Origin of the sequence: Vibrio sp. B1ASS3 (assembly GCF_905175355.1) — a bacterium.
Lineage (GTDB): Bacteria > Pseudomonadota > Gammaproteobacteria > Enterobacterales > Vibrionaceae > Vibrio > Vibrio owensii.
Genome location: NZ_HG992743.1, coordinates 2084332 through 2100534, shown reverse-complemented (window position 1 = coordinate 2100534; position 16203 = coordinate 2084332). Strand labels below are relative to the sequence as shown.

14 protein-coding genes and 3 pseudogenes are annotated in these 16203 nt (G+C 46.4%); 8 read left to right on the top strand and 9 right to left on the bottom strand.

The window, feature by feature from the left end; genetic code table 11:
• Positions 1-7 precede the first annotated feature (7 nt).
• The 4 genes and pseudogenes from KJB05_RS27595 to KJB05_RS27580 all read right to left on the bottom strand — a co-directional run.
• Positions 8-979 (bottom strand): annotated as a pseudogene (locus KJB05_RS27595) (aminotransferase class I/II-fold pyridoxal phosphate-dependent enzyme); the annotation flags it as partial.
• Positions 973-1578 (bottom strand): annotated as a pseudogene (locus KJB05_RS27590) (LacI family DNA-binding transcriptional regulator); the annotation flags it as partial. The pseudogenes KJB05_RS27595 and KJB05_RS27590, both read right to left, overlap by 7 nt.
• Before the next feature lie 232 nt (positions 1579-1810).
• Positions 1811-2503, bottom strand: a complete 693-nt coding sequence (locus KJB05_RS27585; RefSeq protein WP_208444790.1) for an MOSC domain-containing protein — start codon at positions 2501-2503, stop codon at positions 1811-1813.
• A 55-nt stretch (positions 2504-2558) separates the two neighbouring features.
• Positions 2559-2801 carry a hypothetical protein gene (locus KJB05_RS27580; RefSeq protein ID WP_005429049.1) on the bottom strand — a complete coding sequence of 81 codons (243 nt, stop codon included), beginning with the start codon at positions 2799-2801 and terminating at the stop codon, positions 2559-2561.
• Positions 2802-2885: 84 nt separating this feature from the next.
• Between KJB05_RS27580 and KJB05_RS27575 the strand changes: the two genes are divergently transcribed.
• Positions 2886-3701 carry a helix-turn-helix transcriptional regulator gene (locus KJB05_RS27575; RefSeq protein ID WP_208444791.1) on the top strand — a complete coding sequence of 272 codons (816 nt, stop codon included), beginning with the start codon at positions 2886-2888 and terminating at the stop codon, positions 3699-3701.
• Positions 3702-3742: 41 nt separating this feature from the next.
• On the opposite strand, the gene KJB05_RS27570 is transcribed toward KJB05_RS27575, so the two are convergent.
• The gene (locus KJB05_RS27570) at positions 3743-4225 is read right to left on the bottom strand and encodes an Lrp/AsnC family transcriptional regulator (RefSeq protein WP_005434199.1); all 483 of its coding nucleotides are present in this window, start codon (positions 4223-4225) and stop codon (positions 3743-3745) included.
• A 120-nt stretch (positions 4226-4345) separates the two neighbouring features.
• Here KJB05_RS27570 and KJB05_RS27565 point away from each other — a divergent pair, with 120 nt between their 5' ends.
• Both KJB05_RS27565 and KJB05_RS27560 read left to right on the top strand, forming a co-directional pair.
• Positions 4346-4945 carry a LysE family translocator gene (locus KJB05_RS27565; RefSeq protein WP_005429054.1) on the top strand — a complete coding sequence of 200 codons (600 nt, stop codon included), beginning with the start codon at positions 4346-4348 and terminating at the stop codon, positions 4943-4945.
• Positions 4946-5040: 95 nt separating this feature from the next.
• On the top strand, positions 5041-6054 hold the full coding sequence (locus tag KJB05_RS27560) for a zinc-dependent alcohol dehydrogenase family protein (protein ID WP_208444792.1): 1014 nt from the start codon (positions 5041-5043) through the stop codon (positions 6052-6054).
• Positions 6055-6156: 102 nt separating this feature from the next.
• Here KJB05_RS27560 and KJB05_RS27555 read toward each other — a convergent pair whose 3' ends face one another.
• From KJB05_RS27555 to KJB05_RS28990, 3 genes and pseudogenes are all read right to left on the bottom strand, one after another.
• Positions 6157-7242 carry a methyl-accepting chemotaxis protein gene (locus KJB05_RS27555; protein WP_208444793.1) on the bottom strand — a complete coding sequence of 362 codons (1086 nt, stop codon included), beginning with the start codon at positions 7240-7242 and terminating at the stop codon, positions 6157-6159.
• Positions 7243-7430: 188 nt separating this feature from the next.
• A complete protein-coding gene (locus KJB05_RS27550; RefSeq protein WP_041059193.1) occupies positions 7431-7820 on the bottom strand; it encodes a VOC family protein in 390 nt (129 codons plus the stop codon).
• A gap of 60 nt (positions 7821-7880) precedes the next feature.
• Positions 7881-8285: pseudogene (locus KJB05_RS28990) on the bottom strand (helix-turn-helix transcriptional regulator).
• Positions 8286-8560: 275 nt separating this feature from the next.
• On the opposite strand from KJB05_RS28990, the gene KJB05_RS27540 reads away from it, so the two are divergent.
• A complete protein-coding gene (locus KJB05_RS27540) occupies positions 8561-10594 on the top strand; it encodes a TonB-dependent receptor (RefSeq protein WP_208444794.1) in 2034 nt (677 codons plus the stop codon).
• Between the two features lie 103 nt (positions 10595-10697).
• Here KJB05_RS27540 and KJB05_RS27535 read toward each other — a convergent pair whose 3' ends face one another.
• Complete coding sequence (locus KJB05_RS27535; protein ID WP_005434212.1) at positions 10698-11393, bottom strand: VC0807 family protein; 696 nt, start codon at positions 11391-11393, stop codon at positions 10698-10700.
• A 354-nt stretch (positions 11394-11747) separates the two neighbouring features.
• Here KJB05_RS27535 and KJB05_RS27530 point away from each other — a divergent pair, with 354 nt between their 5' ends.
• The 4 genes from KJB05_RS27530 (at position 11748) to KJB05_RS27515 (ending at position 16193) form a co-directional block, all read left to right on the top strand.
• Complete coding sequence (locus KJB05_RS27530) at positions 11748-12200, top strand: GNAT family N-acetyltransferase (protein ID WP_208444795.1); 453 nt, start codon at positions 11748-11750, stop codon at positions 12198-12200.
• Between the two features lie 144 nt (positions 12201-12344).
• Positions 12345-12884: a CAP domain-containing protein gene (locus KJB05_RS27525; protein WP_208444796.1), complete on the top strand. Its 540-nt coding sequence runs from the start codon at positions 12345-12347 to the stop codon at positions 12882-12884.
• A 724-nt stretch (positions 12885-13608) separates the two neighbouring features.
• Positions 13609-14529 carry an IS5 family transposase gene (locus KJB05_RS27520; protein ID WP_213053073.1) on the top strand — a complete coding sequence of 307 codons (921 nt, stop codon included), beginning with the start codon at positions 13609-13611 and terminating at the stop codon, positions 14527-14529.
• Between the two features lie 129 nt (positions 14530-14658).
• A protein-coding gene (locus tag KJB05_RS27515; RefSeq protein WP_208446524.1) for an IS3 family transposase occupies positions 14659-16193 on the top strand; the annotation gives its coding sequence in 2 pieces (ribosomal slippage) (positions 14659-15121 and positions 15121-16193; 1536 coding nt in all).
• The last annotated feature ends 10 nt before the right edge of the window (positions 16194-16203 follow it).

Here is a 16203-nt window from a genome sequence, read left to right as displayed (position 1 = left end):
TGTATGGTTAGCTTAGCGCATGTTTGATTCTTACCAAGGCTTCATCCAGTGTGCCAGTTGGGCAACCTAAGTTAAGGCGAACAAAGCCTGAGCCTTCTTTACCGAAAGCAATGCCCATACTTGGGACAAGTCCAGTCGAGACAAATTTTTGTTCCAGCTCGGCGTCGGTCAAGTTAAGCGCACGACAATCTAACCAAGCCAAATAGCCTGCTTGTGGCGCAACAAACTTCACTTCTGGGAGTTCCGTTTGCACAAACTGCTCAAGTTTGGCGATGTTGACTCGCAAGTAGTCTTTTAAGTCCACTAACCAATCAGAACACTCTTGATAAGCGATGGTCGCCGCACTCATCGATAGGCTATTGAACACGTCCATGCCATGAGCATCTAGCCTGCGAGTAAACTGCGCTCGGAGTGATTCATCTGGAATCATAAAGTTAGAGATTCGCAGTGAAGACAAGCCAAACGTCTTGCTTGCAGCCGTAGCCACGATTAGACGTTTTGTGAGCGCTTGTGGCAAACGCAAAGCAGAGTAGTACTGCGCATCACCAACCACTAAATCGCCCCAGATTTCATCACTTAGCAGCCAAACTTGGTATTGCTCACACAGTTCGGCAACCTTTGTCATTTCGCTTTCAGACCAAACTCGCCCCGTTGGGTTATGTGGATTGCAGAAGATCATTGCTTTTGCGCCATTAGCAAAGCAGGTTTCGAGATGATCAAAGTCGAGTTGATAGTCGCCGTTGGTTTCCGTCAGTGGGTTCTCGACGACAACACGATCGTTGAATTCAATGATCTTACGGAAGGAGCCATATCCCGGACTTTGCATTACGATGCCATCGCCTTTTTCGGTGAGCATTTGTAATGCGATCGCGAGCCCAGGAAGTACGCCATGTACCGTAGTGATCCAGTCACGCTCAACGTGGGTAGCATGTTGGTTTTGATACCAATCGATAGTGGCTTGGTAGTACGCATCATCGCGTCTCGATAACCCTCAAGGCGGTCGGTTCGATCTTCAATGGGTAAGTCACTGGTGACACAGGCTATCTTGCGATGACCTTGCTGAATCAAATATTCGACCGATTTGCGCGCACCGACTCGGTTGTCTACCCAGACAGAACGATTGGAGATTTGTGCAATGGTGCGGTTGAGTAACACCATCGCCGGAAGCTGTGCAGCGTATTGCATCAGCGTGGTGTCATCGAGCATCTTTGAGTGTACGACCATCGCCTCACAGCCCTGACTGATGAGAAAGTCGAGCCCTTCTTTTTCTCGTTGCGCATTGTGCCCACCACTGACTACGACCAACTGACAACCATTGGCACGGGCCACTTCTTCTACGCTTTTGGCGATCAAGGCGAAAAAAGGGTCAGCCAAGTTCCCCGTGAGTAAACCTAGCGTGTTATTGCTGCGGTTTGCTAGCGCTGTTGCTCGCGCATCTCGGCGGTAGTTGAGCTCTTTAATGGCGCGTTCGACTCGCTCTTGCGTTACTGGTTCAACATAACTGGTGCGATTGATAACACGCGAGACTGTTGCCGTAGATACGCCAGCCATGTCCGCGACGTCTTTCATGGTTGCCACTAGATTTCTCCAAGAGGGTAACAGGATAAACAAAGGAAGATGAAACGTGGCTGAGTGTAGCGGCTATTTATTGTTGGTTATGTTAGTAAGCTCAAAGGATAGAACTTTAGAAAAAGAGGCTGTTTGCTTGTGTTGGTAATTCAACAAGATAGGAAGAACAAAAAGCCACAAACCTGACGATATCAGGTGTGTGGCCTATAAATTTGGTCATTTTAGGGAAGAGAGGAAGGAATTAACCCGCAGTTGGACCAACCAAACGCATTTCCCAATCTTCGACTTCGCCTGTTTCTAAGCGGCGTTCAACAAGCTTGCCCCAAGATTCAACCAATGGAAGTTCCGCCAGTTGGCTTAGCTCCGTTTCATCTAGGCAACCAGTAAATACTGCGCCCATGATGCGAGCCAATGACCAGTCTGGGTAAGGTCTTTCGCACAGAATAATTTCGTCACCTGCGCCGATATCGCCCTCTTGTAGCACTCGGAAGTACCAGCCTGTTCGAAGCGTGTCTTGCAGTCTTCTCGCCATGTCGTTTTGCTCAAAGCGCACGTTGAGTTTCCAGCAGGGCATGCGCCCTTGGGATACTTCTAACAAGGTTGAGCCGATGCGGATCTTATCTTTCAAGCAAATGGAATCTTCTGTTACGCCACTTGAGCTCAGGTTTTCGCCGAACGCGCCAGCTGCTTGGAAAATTGCTTTATCGCCTAACTCTTGCTGCCAAACCGAATAGTGCTCGCTTGGGTAAATATGAAGAGCTTTTTGAATCCCACCATGAAAGCGTGGATCGCCTTGTTCGTCGTTGGTAAAACCCAGCTCTGTTGCGTGCTGACGCTGCGGCAGAACCTGTTTGTTAATTGCACTTTTCGCACCATGTGCAAAGGCAACGGTTTTACCTGCTAATACGCTGTTAACTACGCCTAACTTCTTCATATTCTTTCCTTATTGCCTGAAACTGATTTGCCAAACGGCGTGAGACAAGACAACGTTAGCGCTCGCCCAATGACTTAAATACCGGAATCGCTGCCAGTACTTCAATGCGCTTTTCTGTGCTTTTTAGGTAACGCGTTTCGCTATCTGAAACCAACACATGGCGTTGATAACCTTCCGCTTTAGGAAACTTGGTTAACACGGTTTCAAGCGATGCTTCGCACTTGTCTTGGTTGATGTTATCAATATCAACTTTGAATAAGAGTTGGTTTTCTTTGGATATTTCAACTTGATATCGCATACGTCGCACCTCACGGCTTCATTCACTTTGCCGAGCATGATAGCCTAGTGAACTTGTGTCAGAATAGGGATGTAAGGACAGTTAATGATGCCAACCCGCCAAATCGATTCTCACTCCGGTGTCATGACCTCCAATGAGATGATGGCTGCCAATCCCCACTCACCAGCTTTGGTTAAGACCATCGACATGCCGAAAGGTTACATTGATGCGATGCACCAACACACGTGGCATCAAGTCATTTTCCCGATCAAAGGGCTATTGCAAACCAAAACCGAGCACTACCAACACCTTGTGCCTCATACCTCTGCGCTGTTTGTGCCTGCGGGTATTCAACATGAATCCATCGCGCTAAGCCATACGACATTTGTCGGTATCTATCTAAACCCTAAGTTCGGCATTGAATACGAGCATCAAGTTCGAACCATCACACTTACTCCGTTTCTGAATGAGTTGTTACAGGAAATACGCCGCCAATGCGAAGGGTTCGTCAGTGATGAGGAAGTATCACGATTGCTTGGCGTGTTGCATGATCAAATCATGAAAGATAACGTGCAGACCTTTCAGTTACTGCTGCCTGAAGACAGGCGTTTAAAGTTGATATTTGAAGCGCTGACCGACACACCAGCATTGGATTGGTCACTCAAACAGTGGGGAGAGAAAGTCGGTGCATCCGAGCGAACGTTGTCGCGCTTGTTCTCCAAAGAGTTCAACACGTCGTTTCAACTTTGGCGACAACAAATTCGGCTGATTTATTCGCTGTCTTTGTTGGACGAAGAGCTCTCTATCCAAAGCATTGCCGATCAAGTGGGGTATCAAAACGACTCTTCCTACATCAAAGCGTTTAAAGCCTATTTTGATGTCACCCCACAACAGTTTCGCGTTAATGGTCGACGGGGATAGCGAGTACAATCTCGTCCACAATATCAATCTCGACCATCACACTACTCTAGCGGCAACTGGAAAGTACTCTTGATTTCCTTAACTGAGACGTTGGATTGAATGGCGCTGATGCCTTTTACGCGGCGAATGGCACTGATGTGGTCAAAGTATTCGTCTAAGTCTCTCGCCACCACTTGCACCATGTAATCTGCGCTGCCTGCAATGCAGTGACACATTAAGATCCAATCGGTTTCTGCTACGAAGTCTTCAAAAGGCGTGGTGTTTTCTACCTCATGACTGCCTAATGTCACTAGCGTAAAACCAGAGACTTGGAAGCCGAGCTTTTTGCGGTTTAACTTCGCGGCGTAACCCTCAATGTAGCCTTCCTCTTCCATCTTTTTCCAGCGTCGCCAGCAGGGCGTTTCACTCAGGTTAACGGTCTCTGCGAGCTTGGAATTACTCATGCGACCATCTTTCTGAATATGGTCAAGAATGGCGAAATCGGTACTATCCAATTCAAAATTGGTGGATTCTTTCTTTTTCATAATCATTTTAGAAATAGTTTGCTCAAATTGACTTTTATCGTAGCGCAGATAGCAATTTTCTTTCTACCCAAATCGTTAGACTGTTTCCATATTCGTTGATTACTTTTTGGGAGAGAGTGCATGAGTGCTCAATTGTTGGCGGCATTTTTGTTGTTTGCCGTTTCTATTTCTTTAACGCCGGGAGCAGGTAACGTCGCGCTGTTAGGTATTTCAAGCCGATATGGGTTTTCCGCGACAGTGCCGTTTGTATTGGGCAACGCAGTCGGGGTGATCATCATGTTGGTTGGTGCAAGTGTGGGGCTTGTCAGTTTGTTTACCCTTTACCCAGATTTGTACACGGCTTTAAAGTGGATTGGCGCGGCGTACCTGTTGTATCTCGCATGGTCGATTGCCACGATGGAACTCGACAATGATTCGAATGCGAAAAAGTCCGGCTTTTTATCTGGGGTTTGGGTGCAAATTCTAAATCCGAAAAGTTGGGTTGCTTCGCTGACGGTGTTCTCTCAATTTATCTCGCCAAACAATGATTACCTGACTCAGGTGGTGATCATTATCAGCGTGATGGTGGGAACCGGTGTGCTGGGGATGTTTGCGTGGGCGTACTTTGGCACTGTATTGAACCGCTTTATTCAGTCACCACAAAAGGTAGTGTGGGTAAACCGATGCATGGGCAGCAGCCTCGCTTTAGTGGTGGTGTTTATGCTGAGTCAGCCCGTTTAAACTCTTATCCAATTTGACGCGCGCGCCGAGAAAACGTTATATACCCGTTTCGCTATGGCGCGCCATACTTCCTCTAGTAATCCCGTGGTATCCAGATGAGCTTAACAAAGACCAACTCGGCCAAGATAAATACTCGCGTTAATCAACTGAGCTTTGGTTTGCCAAGTGAATCGTTGGTGTTGGAGCATTTAGAGTTAGAGCCACTGGCTTTGGGTAAAGTTCGTGTACAAATCGAAGCCACAAACATTAATCCAAGTGACCGATTGTCGATTCAGGGAGTAGGGCAGTATCGTCGTACCCATGTTCCGCCGCGAGTCCCCGGCTTTGAAGCGGTTGGGTGTGTGGTTGAGATAAACGATCCGCATCAAACCGAATTTTACATCGGGCAAAAGGTGCTGGTGGCACAGAGTGGGGCTTGGCAAAGCTATGTCGATGCGCCTGCGGAGAATGTCTTTGCAGTGCCAGAAGATCTTGAGAATGGCTACGCTTGCCAGTTGTATATCAATGCCCTGACGGCTTGGGTGATCACTACTAAAGTGGCCAAGTTAGGCAAAAAGGATGTGGTGATCATCAACGCGGGTAATTCTGCGATTGGTAAGATCTTCGCTCAGTTGTCGCACTCACTTGGCTTTACTTTAATTGCGATAAGCTCCGCACCAGAGCGTTATCCATTCGACTCCATTGCAGTGTTAGATAGCAAGCAAGATCTGCAATCTCAAATTGATGCCCGAGAGTTGCTTCAACCGAATGTCGCGTTCGATGCTATTGGCGGCAAAGTGGGCACAGAGCTCATCCAAGTTGTACGTAATTCGGGAACATACATCAATTACGGAACGCTTTCACTCACCCCTTATGAGACTGCTTTCTTCGCTTGTATGAAGCAAAGCAATATCGACTTCAGTACGTTCTTTTTGCGCTATTGGGAAGAGTCAGTTGGTAAGACCGCTCGTAAGCAAGTTTTTGCTGAGATGCTAGAACACTTTATGGAACACCAGATACAACTTGATGTGGATTGCTACCTTCCGTTAGAACAGTTCCAGCGTGCCTTCGAGCTGATAGAAGATGAGTCGGTCACGCTGCAAGGCAAAATTATTCTGACCGTGCCGTGATGATTTTCAAGCGCCTTTAGGTTACTGGGTAAATTGAAGAATAAAAAAGGGATGGAATTCACCATCCCTTTCGCGTTTTAGTAAAGATGAATCGAGGAACTTTTAACTCGCGATGATTTCTTCCATCAAGCGGTCTATCTGAACGACTACTTGTTCGCTGGCATCTTCCATAGCGTTAATTGCGGTCACCATGCCGGCCATGTTGCCAGATTTGGCTTGGCTCATCGCTTCACGTCCGCTGTCATGCACGCCTTTGTGTGGTTCTTCAAGTAGCGCATAGCTTCTTAGGTGGCTGTAAGCCTTGCCATCTCCACGGTAGTACCACTGGCCTAAACGACACTCTGAGTGGCTATTCACCGTTTCACCGAATGCGCCGCTTTGTAGGAGGCGGTAAACGTTGTTTTTCCAGATGGCGTGGTCGAGTTTGACCGTATCCAAGAAGGCACGCGTTGAAGCGATATGAATCACTTGCTTCATGTGTTCTGACTTCACCACCACTTCATTCACGATGGTGCCAATTTGAGCCGAAGAGGCAGAGACTTCTTCCGCGCAAGTTTGGTTTTCATCGATGGAGTTTTTAATTGCGCTGACTTGTGTGAGTACTTGGTTAACCAACGAATCAATTTTCTCACTGGCCTCGCTCGCTTTACCCGCAAGTGTTCTCACTTCGTCTGCGACCACGGCAAATCCACGACCTGCTTCACCGGCTCGTGCGGCCTCAATGGCGGCATTGAGAGCGAGCAAGTTAGTTTGGTCAGAAATCTCTTGAATAGTAGATACAAGGTGGGAAATAGAAGTGGCGGTGTTATCTAATATTTGAACAGATTCAATGCTTTGTGAGGCTTGAGTGCTGATCTTTACAGCCCTGTTATCAAGCCGTGCTAAGGCCTGATGTGTTTGCTTAAACATTTCATCAAGCTGTTGCAGCTCTTGGTTTTCATTCGCCATGGACTGAGCACTTTCGACCATTTCAGTTCGAATGGTCTGGAGCATATCGCCCCCTTTTAAGCTGCTCGACATTAACTCATCACAGTTGTGGTGATCTTGTTGTGCTGAGCCAACAAGTTGTTGGGTTTCTTGGAGCTGATTTTCTAGAACGGCAACGTCGGTTTGATACTTCTGCTTAAGGTCTGCTAACTCTTGTTTTAGCGCCTCATTTTCTGCTTTGATTCGTTTTAATCCAAACATAGGTTTTATAAATATTACAGAATGTTAAAAAAACCATGTTAATCGAGTTGAGTATCGAATACACGATGACTTTCATATCTTTGCTCGGTCGAATCACACTTTTTATGTAAGGTTATAACCAAGCAGAGGCTTCAAATCTTAAGAAAGATCTGACAGCCTCCACCTACTTACACTTAGTTGTTATAGCTTTAGAGCTCTTGCATCAATTGGATGTAGTTTCCGCAAGTATCATCAAGCACGGCAATCATCACAGTGCCCGCCTCTCTTGGCTCAATAGAGAATTGTACGCCAAGCGCAGTCAGCCTTTCATACTCGCCATTGAGGTCATCGACAGCGAAGGACGTCCACGGGATCCCCGCTTCTTTTAGGGCGGCTTGATACACTTTTGCTGGACCAAATGCCATCGGTTCTAACAATAGCTCCACACCTGATTGCTCTTGTGGAGAGACGACGGTTAGCCATTTATGTTCACCGATTGGTACTTCGGTCTTTTTGATAAAGCCAAGAACATTGGTGTAGAAATCAAGGGCTTTGTCCTGATCGTCCACAGGCACGCTGGTTAGGGAAATTCTGATCACGGGTATTTACCTTTGCTGGGTTTGGATGAGGAAAAGATACTGAAAGTGAGGCTCAAAAACTTATTCTAGATTGCTTATATGCATTTTTTGAAACGCTTTGGGTGAGTAACCTGTGCTCTTTCTAAAGACGCTCGAAAACGTGGTTAAGCTCTCATAGCCAACCTGAAAACAAGTATCTGTTATCGAGTGACCTTCCTTGAGCAGCGCTTTGGCTTTCTTAATCCGCATATCTCTCAAATAGCTTCGTGGCGTCACGCCATACATCTGTTTGAAAATCCGCACATAGTGAAAGCGCGACATAAAGGCGGCTTTGGCTAAGTCGTTTTATTCGATGTTTTCTGAGTGATGCTTTTCCATAAACGCTTTTGATTGCCTGATCAGGAGAAATTGCTTTGGGCTCAACGGCATCTCGCTGTATACGCGGTCAATTTCTTGTTCATAGAAGGTCTTTGGGCGAGATGACATCGTATTTCCATATTCTGAAAGCATCGTATTGAGTCTAACACTGCTTCGGCAAGATTGGACAAACGAGTGAGTTAAGTGCTCGACCTTGCACGAAATACCTTTCATACCTCATCCCAACCTCCTTCCTAAATGCGGATTATTTGATGGTGATTTGCTCGATCTGATTAAAAAGAAATCACTCATTAACGTAAAGAATGTAAATGAGATTAATTATCATTAAGTTCATGTATTATGCTGCGCTCCCTCGTTATTGTTTATAAAATATAAGTAGTATTATGAAACTGAAGTCACTTTCCGCAGCCATCACCTTTGCGATTGCCTCTTTTGCTGCTCACGCTTCTGACGAAAACATCGTCGTTGTCGGTTCTGCTCTTGATCAACTTGTTCAAACTGAAATCAACTCAGAGACATTAGAACAAAAACAAGCGTCTGATATTAAAGACATCCTGAACACCATGCCGAGTGTAACGGTTGACGGTAACGCACGTTACTCGCGCAAGGTTTACATTCGCGGTATGGAAGACAAATACTCGGTTGTCACCATTGATGGTGCACGCCAAGAAGGTCAGTTATTCCACCACTCTGGTGACCAGACGTTTGACCCAGCCATGCTTAAATCTGCTGAAATCACCCTAGGCGGTAACTCGGTACTGTCGGGTGCGGGTGCGATTAACGGCTCATTCAGCTACGAAACGAAAGATCCCAGTGACCTCCTTGCAGAAGACGAAAGCATCGGTGCTCGCGTTAAAACGGGGTATCAAACGGCTTACGAACGCTTCACGACGAACGTTGCGGTTTACGCGAAACTGAACGATGAGCTCCAACTGATGGGTATTGCGAACTACTCAGATGACGGTGAGTTGCACATTCCGGGTAAAGATGATGTAACTTCTAAGCAAGGTAAGCTGAAGTCTGGCTTGGTGAAAGTGGTGTTCGTACCAAACGACGCGAACGAGTTTAAACTGTCTTACGACACGTACGAAGACGGTGGTAAACGTCAGCTATCGGGTGAGAAAGCGGGTGCACTGTACGCACATGATGAGCACAACTACCACTCGATTAACCGAGATACGGTGACGTTCATGCATCGCTATGACAATGGCAGTGACTTAGTGAATCTAAAGACGAACCTATACTACAACCGTCAGTACATGGATCGTGATGCGCTAACTGAAGAGTATGGCGATTGGAACCAAGTGAATGGCGCTTGGGAATTTACCAAAGATGGTGATCTATCAATTCCTTCTCGTGAGTACAACGTGACGACAATTGGTGGTGACATCCGCAACATCTCTTGGGTGGGCGAGCATGAGTTGACTTACGGCTTCGAGGGTTACAAATCAGAGCAGTGGGTTGATTCTGGCCTTGGTTATTACACGTCGGGTTCGAAACTCGGTGAGACGAAGAACTACGACATCGACGGCGGTACAGTAACGGCTTACGGCATCTACGCGCAAGACGCATTCGAGATTAATGACTTCCGTTTTGTTACTGGTCTTCGTTATGACGTGCATGAACTGGGTGGTGTATTTAAAGGTAAATACGACCAGCTGTCGCCTAAGTTCCAAGGTGAATACCAAACCACAGATAACCTAAGACTGCGTATTGGATACGGTCGTCTATTCAAAGGCGCTTCACTACCTGAAACACTGACCATGAAATCGGCGGCTGACGTAACTCAGGCAGACACCAAAGCCATGACAGGTAATAACTACGAAGCGGGCTTCGATTACGATATGTCTGGTTTGTTGATGGCGGAGAATGCGATTCTTGGCTTCACTGCTTACCAGTATGATCTGGATAACCAAATGCACCCGACCAAGAACAACAGAACCTTGGCTAACCAAAATGATGTAGAAGTTTGGGGTGTAGAAACCGTATTTACTTACAGCATTGAAGATTTCGACCTGTACGCAAACCACTCATACTCTGATGGTGAGCAAACCAGTCTAGAAAGCGGCAAGACGAGCCACATGAACAAGACGGGTATTCACAACATCAAGGCGGGCTTCAAATATGACGTAACCAGTGAAGTGGTGTTCGGTTGGGATTCACGCTTCGTTCCGGGTAACGACTACACAGACGAAGATGGCGAGAAAGTGGAACGCCCTGGTTTCGCAACACATAACCTATGGGCTGTGTACGTACCAGATTTCGCGAAAGACCTATCAGTTAATCTAGCGGTCGACAACGTGTTCAACAAGCTATACGCAGAGCATACAGGCTTTGGTATCTCTTGGGGGTCAGTGAAATACACCAGCTACGAAGTAGGTCGTAACTTTAAAGCGTCTGTGGCTTACAGCTTCTAATCACGCTTAACTAAATCACTCCAAAAAAACAAAACCCCGATAATTGGTGCTCAACTATCGGGGTTCTTTTTATCTCACTTTGCCTATCAAGGCGGAACGAGCGTTATTTGGTATGGAAAATCTGCTCAGTCTCTAGCGACGTCATTGCACGAACTTGGCGCCAGATGTAGTAGAAAATACCAAACATCATCAACATGCTCGGAATCGCAATCATTGGGTAGCTGTAGAGCGTTAGTTTACCCAGCTCTTCATTGAACGCTGCTGTACCTGCTGGGCTGGTTACAATCCACGTAGCAAGGAAGTAGTTCATCGCTGAAGAGAATGCGAACGTACTTGCGAACATGTAGTTTGAAGACATTAGGCAGCGGTCAAACGCTTGTGTTTTGCCATTCTGAGCCAGACGCTCGTTAATCAGCGGGAGGTTCAAGATCGTGTCATTCAACAGCATCTTTTGCATAAGTGGGTAGCGAGTGAAGGTTGAGCCCAACACAGCAAGACCAATCAAACCTGGGATTAAGGCTTCTTTCAATGCCAACCAGCGCGTGTCTAGCTCTAACAGGCCAATACCACCGGTTAAGAGCACGCTGATAAAGCCCAGTGCAGAGATGAAGTTAAACTTCTTGTTGCGGATAAGATCCATACCGCCGTACACCAAAGGGAACATCAAAGCGACAACCAATGCCAATGCTGTACCTAGGTGTTCTTCACCACTGAACTTCATCAAAATGAATGAAGGAATGATGACGTTAAACAGGATCTCGAATAATGGATTCGACTTTTTCGCCGTCGTGTTACTCATAATTTTACTGACTCTACTATGTCGGCTGCGATTTTACTTTGGTGGGAAGTGTTCATCTCATTGCGCCAGATGTAAAGCCCTAAAGCCCCGAGTTGTGTAACGACTTATGAAATAAACGCCCAATTATCCACATATATGGAGATCTCTGTTCATATTTACGAGTGGTGGGGCAAAAATGTGCTGCATCGAGATCTCAAAAGTCGTGTTCGCTTAAGACGCTAAATTTGGCAGAGTTCACCAAGTACTAAAAAGCGCATTCTCTCTCCTTCAGAACGATGGTTTTAACTTTTGTTAATGCCAATGCCAAACAGATCGGTTAGCATCTCCAAATACATAATCGAAAGAGGCAGTCGCATGGCAAATAACATAACTTTCAGAGCCTTCCTACCAAGTGATAAAGAGGATTGCCTACGCATCTTCGATGAAAACTGCCCTGAATATTTCGCAACCAATGAAAGAGAAGATTACGCGGAGTTTCTTGATAGCGAACCAACAGGTTATGAAGTGTGCTTTCTAAATAGTGAACTCGTTGGTGCTTATGGTTTGAGTGGTAAAACACTGGCATTTCATAGCTTGAACTGGATTTTAATCTCACCTAAAGCGCAAGGCATGAAGATAGGGCATGAGTTTATGAGCCGAGCGATTGATCGTGCTAAGCGCTTAAACATCCCACAAATCAAAATTGCGGCAAGTCATTTATCTGCGCCGTTTTTTGCCAAATATGGTGCCGTAGAACTGAACTACATTCCCGATGGATGGGGCAAGGATATGCACCGTATTGATATGGAATTGAATCTCCCAAAGTAGCCAGATTCGCCTATTGAAAACGCCATGTGAGTATTCGGTCAAAACACTCTGCACCATATGGCGCTCAAATGAATTTTTGTTAGGTTATTGCTCTTGGTTATCGAAAGCGTATTTTGCCTTTCGTTATGAATATAAGGACAGACAATGCCAACAAAGATCTTAGTGCCAGCATTGGCGCTACTTCTCAGCGCATGTGGTGGCGATGGAGACTCGTCATCACCTGCAGACAGTGGCTCACAATCCCCAGATACGCCACCGACAGAAACCACTTTTGCTGAGCAGATGCTGGCCGCTGTAAACGATGCTCGTTCTAAAACTCAGCAATGTGGCTCTAAAACAATGCCACCGGTTGGCGCACTGACTTGGAGTTACGATCTCGAAAGCGCCGCTTATGGGCACTCTAGTGATATGGCAAACAGTGATTTTATGAGTCACACAGGGTCGGATGGCAGCACACTTTCAAGCCGAGTCAACGCGACGGGTTACACTTGGAGTCGACTGGGTGAGAACGTGGCTGCCGGGCAAAGCTCAATTAATGCCGTGATGAACTCTTGGCTATCAAGTGAAGGCCACTGCCTCAATATCATGAATGCCAACTTCGACCAGATGGGTGCCTCCATGGTTGAAAACCAGTCAGCAAGCTATCGCTATTATTGGACTCAAGTGTTTGCTAAGCAGCGTTGAGGCTTAACGTTGGGTTAGGTGCTTGCAACCCCCTCCAACTCCCCCTTTTCTCGACCTGATTTGCCAAGCATTTGAATGCGGCTATCAAGGGGGAGAGTGTTCTTTGCTGCGGTGAGCTCAGTGCTTTCCCATCGTCATTCTGAAGGAGCCTAAGCGATTATTCAGAATCTACTTTCAGCGCGTTGCGATGCTGACAGTGTGAATTAAATTATCCGCGAGCACAGAACCAGTTCCTCCCCTTTGAGCTCGGTGTGTTGAGAGCTTCGGAGTCTGATACAAGGGGGAGGTTTATTCTTTGCTGCTGTTAGTTCCGTGCTTTCCCATCGTCATTCTGAAAGAGCCTAAGCGATTATTCAGAATCTGTTTTCAGCGCGTTGTGATGTTACATTGTTAATTGAATTATCCGCGAATGCAGAACCAGTCCCTCCCCTTTGAGATCGGAGTGTTGAGAGCTTTGGAGTTTGATACAAGGGGAGGTTAGGTGGGGTTGGTGGTTTGAGGTTGAATGCTGGGTTATGTGCTTGCAACCCCCTCCAACTCCCCCTTTTCTCGACATGGTTTGTCAAGCATTTGGATGTGGTTATCAAGGGGGAGGGTTATTCTTTGCTGCTGTGAGATCAGGCTTTCCCACCGTTATTCTGAAGGGGCTTTGTTGCTTAAATCGATGGAACTAAATCTAGAAGCTACGATCTGATCGGCTACACCCATCAATCGTCGTAGCCTCATGCCTAAACCTCGTTACAAAACAACTAACTGGAAGCAGTACAACAAAGCCTTAATCAACCGTGGTTCTCTGACCTTTTGGATTGATGAGGAAACGATAGCTGAGTGGAAACAAAACAAACAAGGCAAGCGTGGTAGACCTCGCCGGTTCAGCGACTTAGCCATTACTACTGCACTGATGGTGAAACGCATTTTCTCTATGCCATTGAGAGCGCTACAAGGTTTTCTAGACTCTGTATTTAAGCTAGCTAATATCCCGCTAGTTTGTCCACACTACACCTGTATAAGCCGTCGAGCCAAGGAAGTTGAGATTTCATTTAAAACTAAAACCAGAGGTGCGATACAACACCTGGCAATTGATGCCACTGGCCTCAAAGTTTATGGCGAAGGTGAATGGAAGGCTAAGAAGCATGGTACTGATGGGAAGCGCAGAGTATGGCGTAAGTTGCATATCGCAGTAGATACGAGCACCCACGAGATAATCGCAGCAGAGCTGAGTTTATCGAACGTAACCGATGCCGAAGTGCTCCCCAACTTACTCAAGCAGACACGTCGTAAAATCATCGAGATATCAGGTGATGGTGCTTATGACACAAGGAGTTGTCACGATGCTATACGAATCAAGGGAGCAGTTCCGCTCATTCCGCCACGAGAAGGGGCAGCCTTCTGGGAGCAAGGACACCCTCGAAATTTAGCAGTAGGTTGCCAGAAGCTCTACGGTTCCAACGAGAAGTGGAAAAAGCGGTATGGCTATCATAAGCGCTCACTATCAGAGACAACAATGCATCGGGTGAAACAGTTGTTAGGTGGAAAATTAAGCTTAAGAAACTACAACGCTCAGGTTGGCGAAACTTATGCCATGATCAAAGCGCTGAACAAGCTAACAGGGCTTGGTATGCCTGAAACTCAGTATGTTGTTTAAGAAGCGTTCAACATGGGACTGCCATGTCTTCTCACCGAATTAAGCAACAAAGCCCTTCTAGGTTTCCCCCTCTGGCAGGATAGTTGTCACTGTTAAAATTTAACCAGTTTGGGCGGTAAAGAATGAATTTTGTCTCGTATTCCAGCAGAAAGAAAAGAAGCTATATTGAAGAAACTACTGCCTCCATACTCCATGTCGGTAAGCCAGGTTTCAAAAGAAGAAGGTATTAGTACAGCAACCCTGTATCATTGGCGACAGCAACTCAGACGTTCAGGAGCCGCTGTGCCAAATAGCAATACTTCATCAGAGCAGTGGTCTGCTCAAACTAAACTTGCCATCGTCGCTGAAACTTACTCGATGACCGAGAATGAACTCAGCCAATATTGTCGTGAAAAAGGCCTGTTCCCCGAGCAAGTGGAAAACTGGCGAAGCGAATGTATGCAAGGCTTCATGTCGAGTAAAGAGCGTGAAGCCGAAGCTAAGAAACAAGCGAAAGCCGACAAGCTTGAAATTAAAGAGCTGAAAAAAGAACTACGACACAAAGAAAAGGCGCTCGCTGAAACCGCAGCTCTGTTAGTCCTGCGAAAAAAGCTGAGAGCCTTTTACGGGGAAGAGCCAGAGGACGACTAACCTCAACCGATGAAAGGCAGTGCTTGGTTGGTCTTATACACGAGGCTAGACAAAGTGGTTGCCGTTTAGAGCCAGCTTGCCATGAAGCCCAAATCGACCTGAGAACTTATCGGCGTTGGTATCAGCAAGGTGAAGTTCAAGCTGACAAAAGGCCAATATGTACTAGGCCAGAGCCAGCGAATAAGCTATCACAACAAGAGCGGGATGCGATTATAGAGGTCTGTAATCGCTCGGAATACGCTAGTCTACCACCGACTCAAATCGTTCCGACGCTTCTTGATAAAGGCGAGTATATCGCCTCTGAAGCGAGCTACTATCGGGTTCTGAGAGCGCAAGGTCAACTTCATAATCGAGGGCGTCAGAGAAGTCGGCAAAAACCACCTAAGCCAACAAGTTATACAGCAACAGGACCGAACCAAGTCTATACATGGGATATTACTTACTTGCCTTCAAGAGTTCGTGGACAGCACTACTATCTGTACGTAATAGAAGATATCTACAGCCGCAAAATCGTTGGTTATGATGTCTATGAATGTGAGTGTGGTGAGCTAGCGTCACAGTTATTGCAACGAACGTTGATGCGTGAACAATGCTTTAATCAACCGCTGGTGCTGCACTCGGATAATGGAGCACCAATGAAATCACTGACGTTCAAAGCAAAAATGGATGAGCTAGGCATTACCTCATCTTATAGTCGCCCAAGAGTAAGCGATGATAACCCGTATGTGGAGTCACTGTTCCGAACGGTAAAGTATATGCCGAGTTGGCCAACAAAAGGCTTTGAACAGTTGGATGCGAGTCGCTGTTGGGTTGAGGCTTTTGTACGTTGGTACAATACGGAACACAAGCATAGCAAGATAAATTATGTGACACCTTCACAGCGACACAATGGTAAAGACCGAGAGATTTTAGAGCGTCGCGCAAAGGTGTTACTTGCAGCAAAGCGCAAGAATCCAGAGCGATGGTCAGATGATATTAGGAACTGTGAGCCAGCTGGAGTGGTTCACTTAAATCCAGATAAAGAAGCCGCTTAATAAGTAAGCG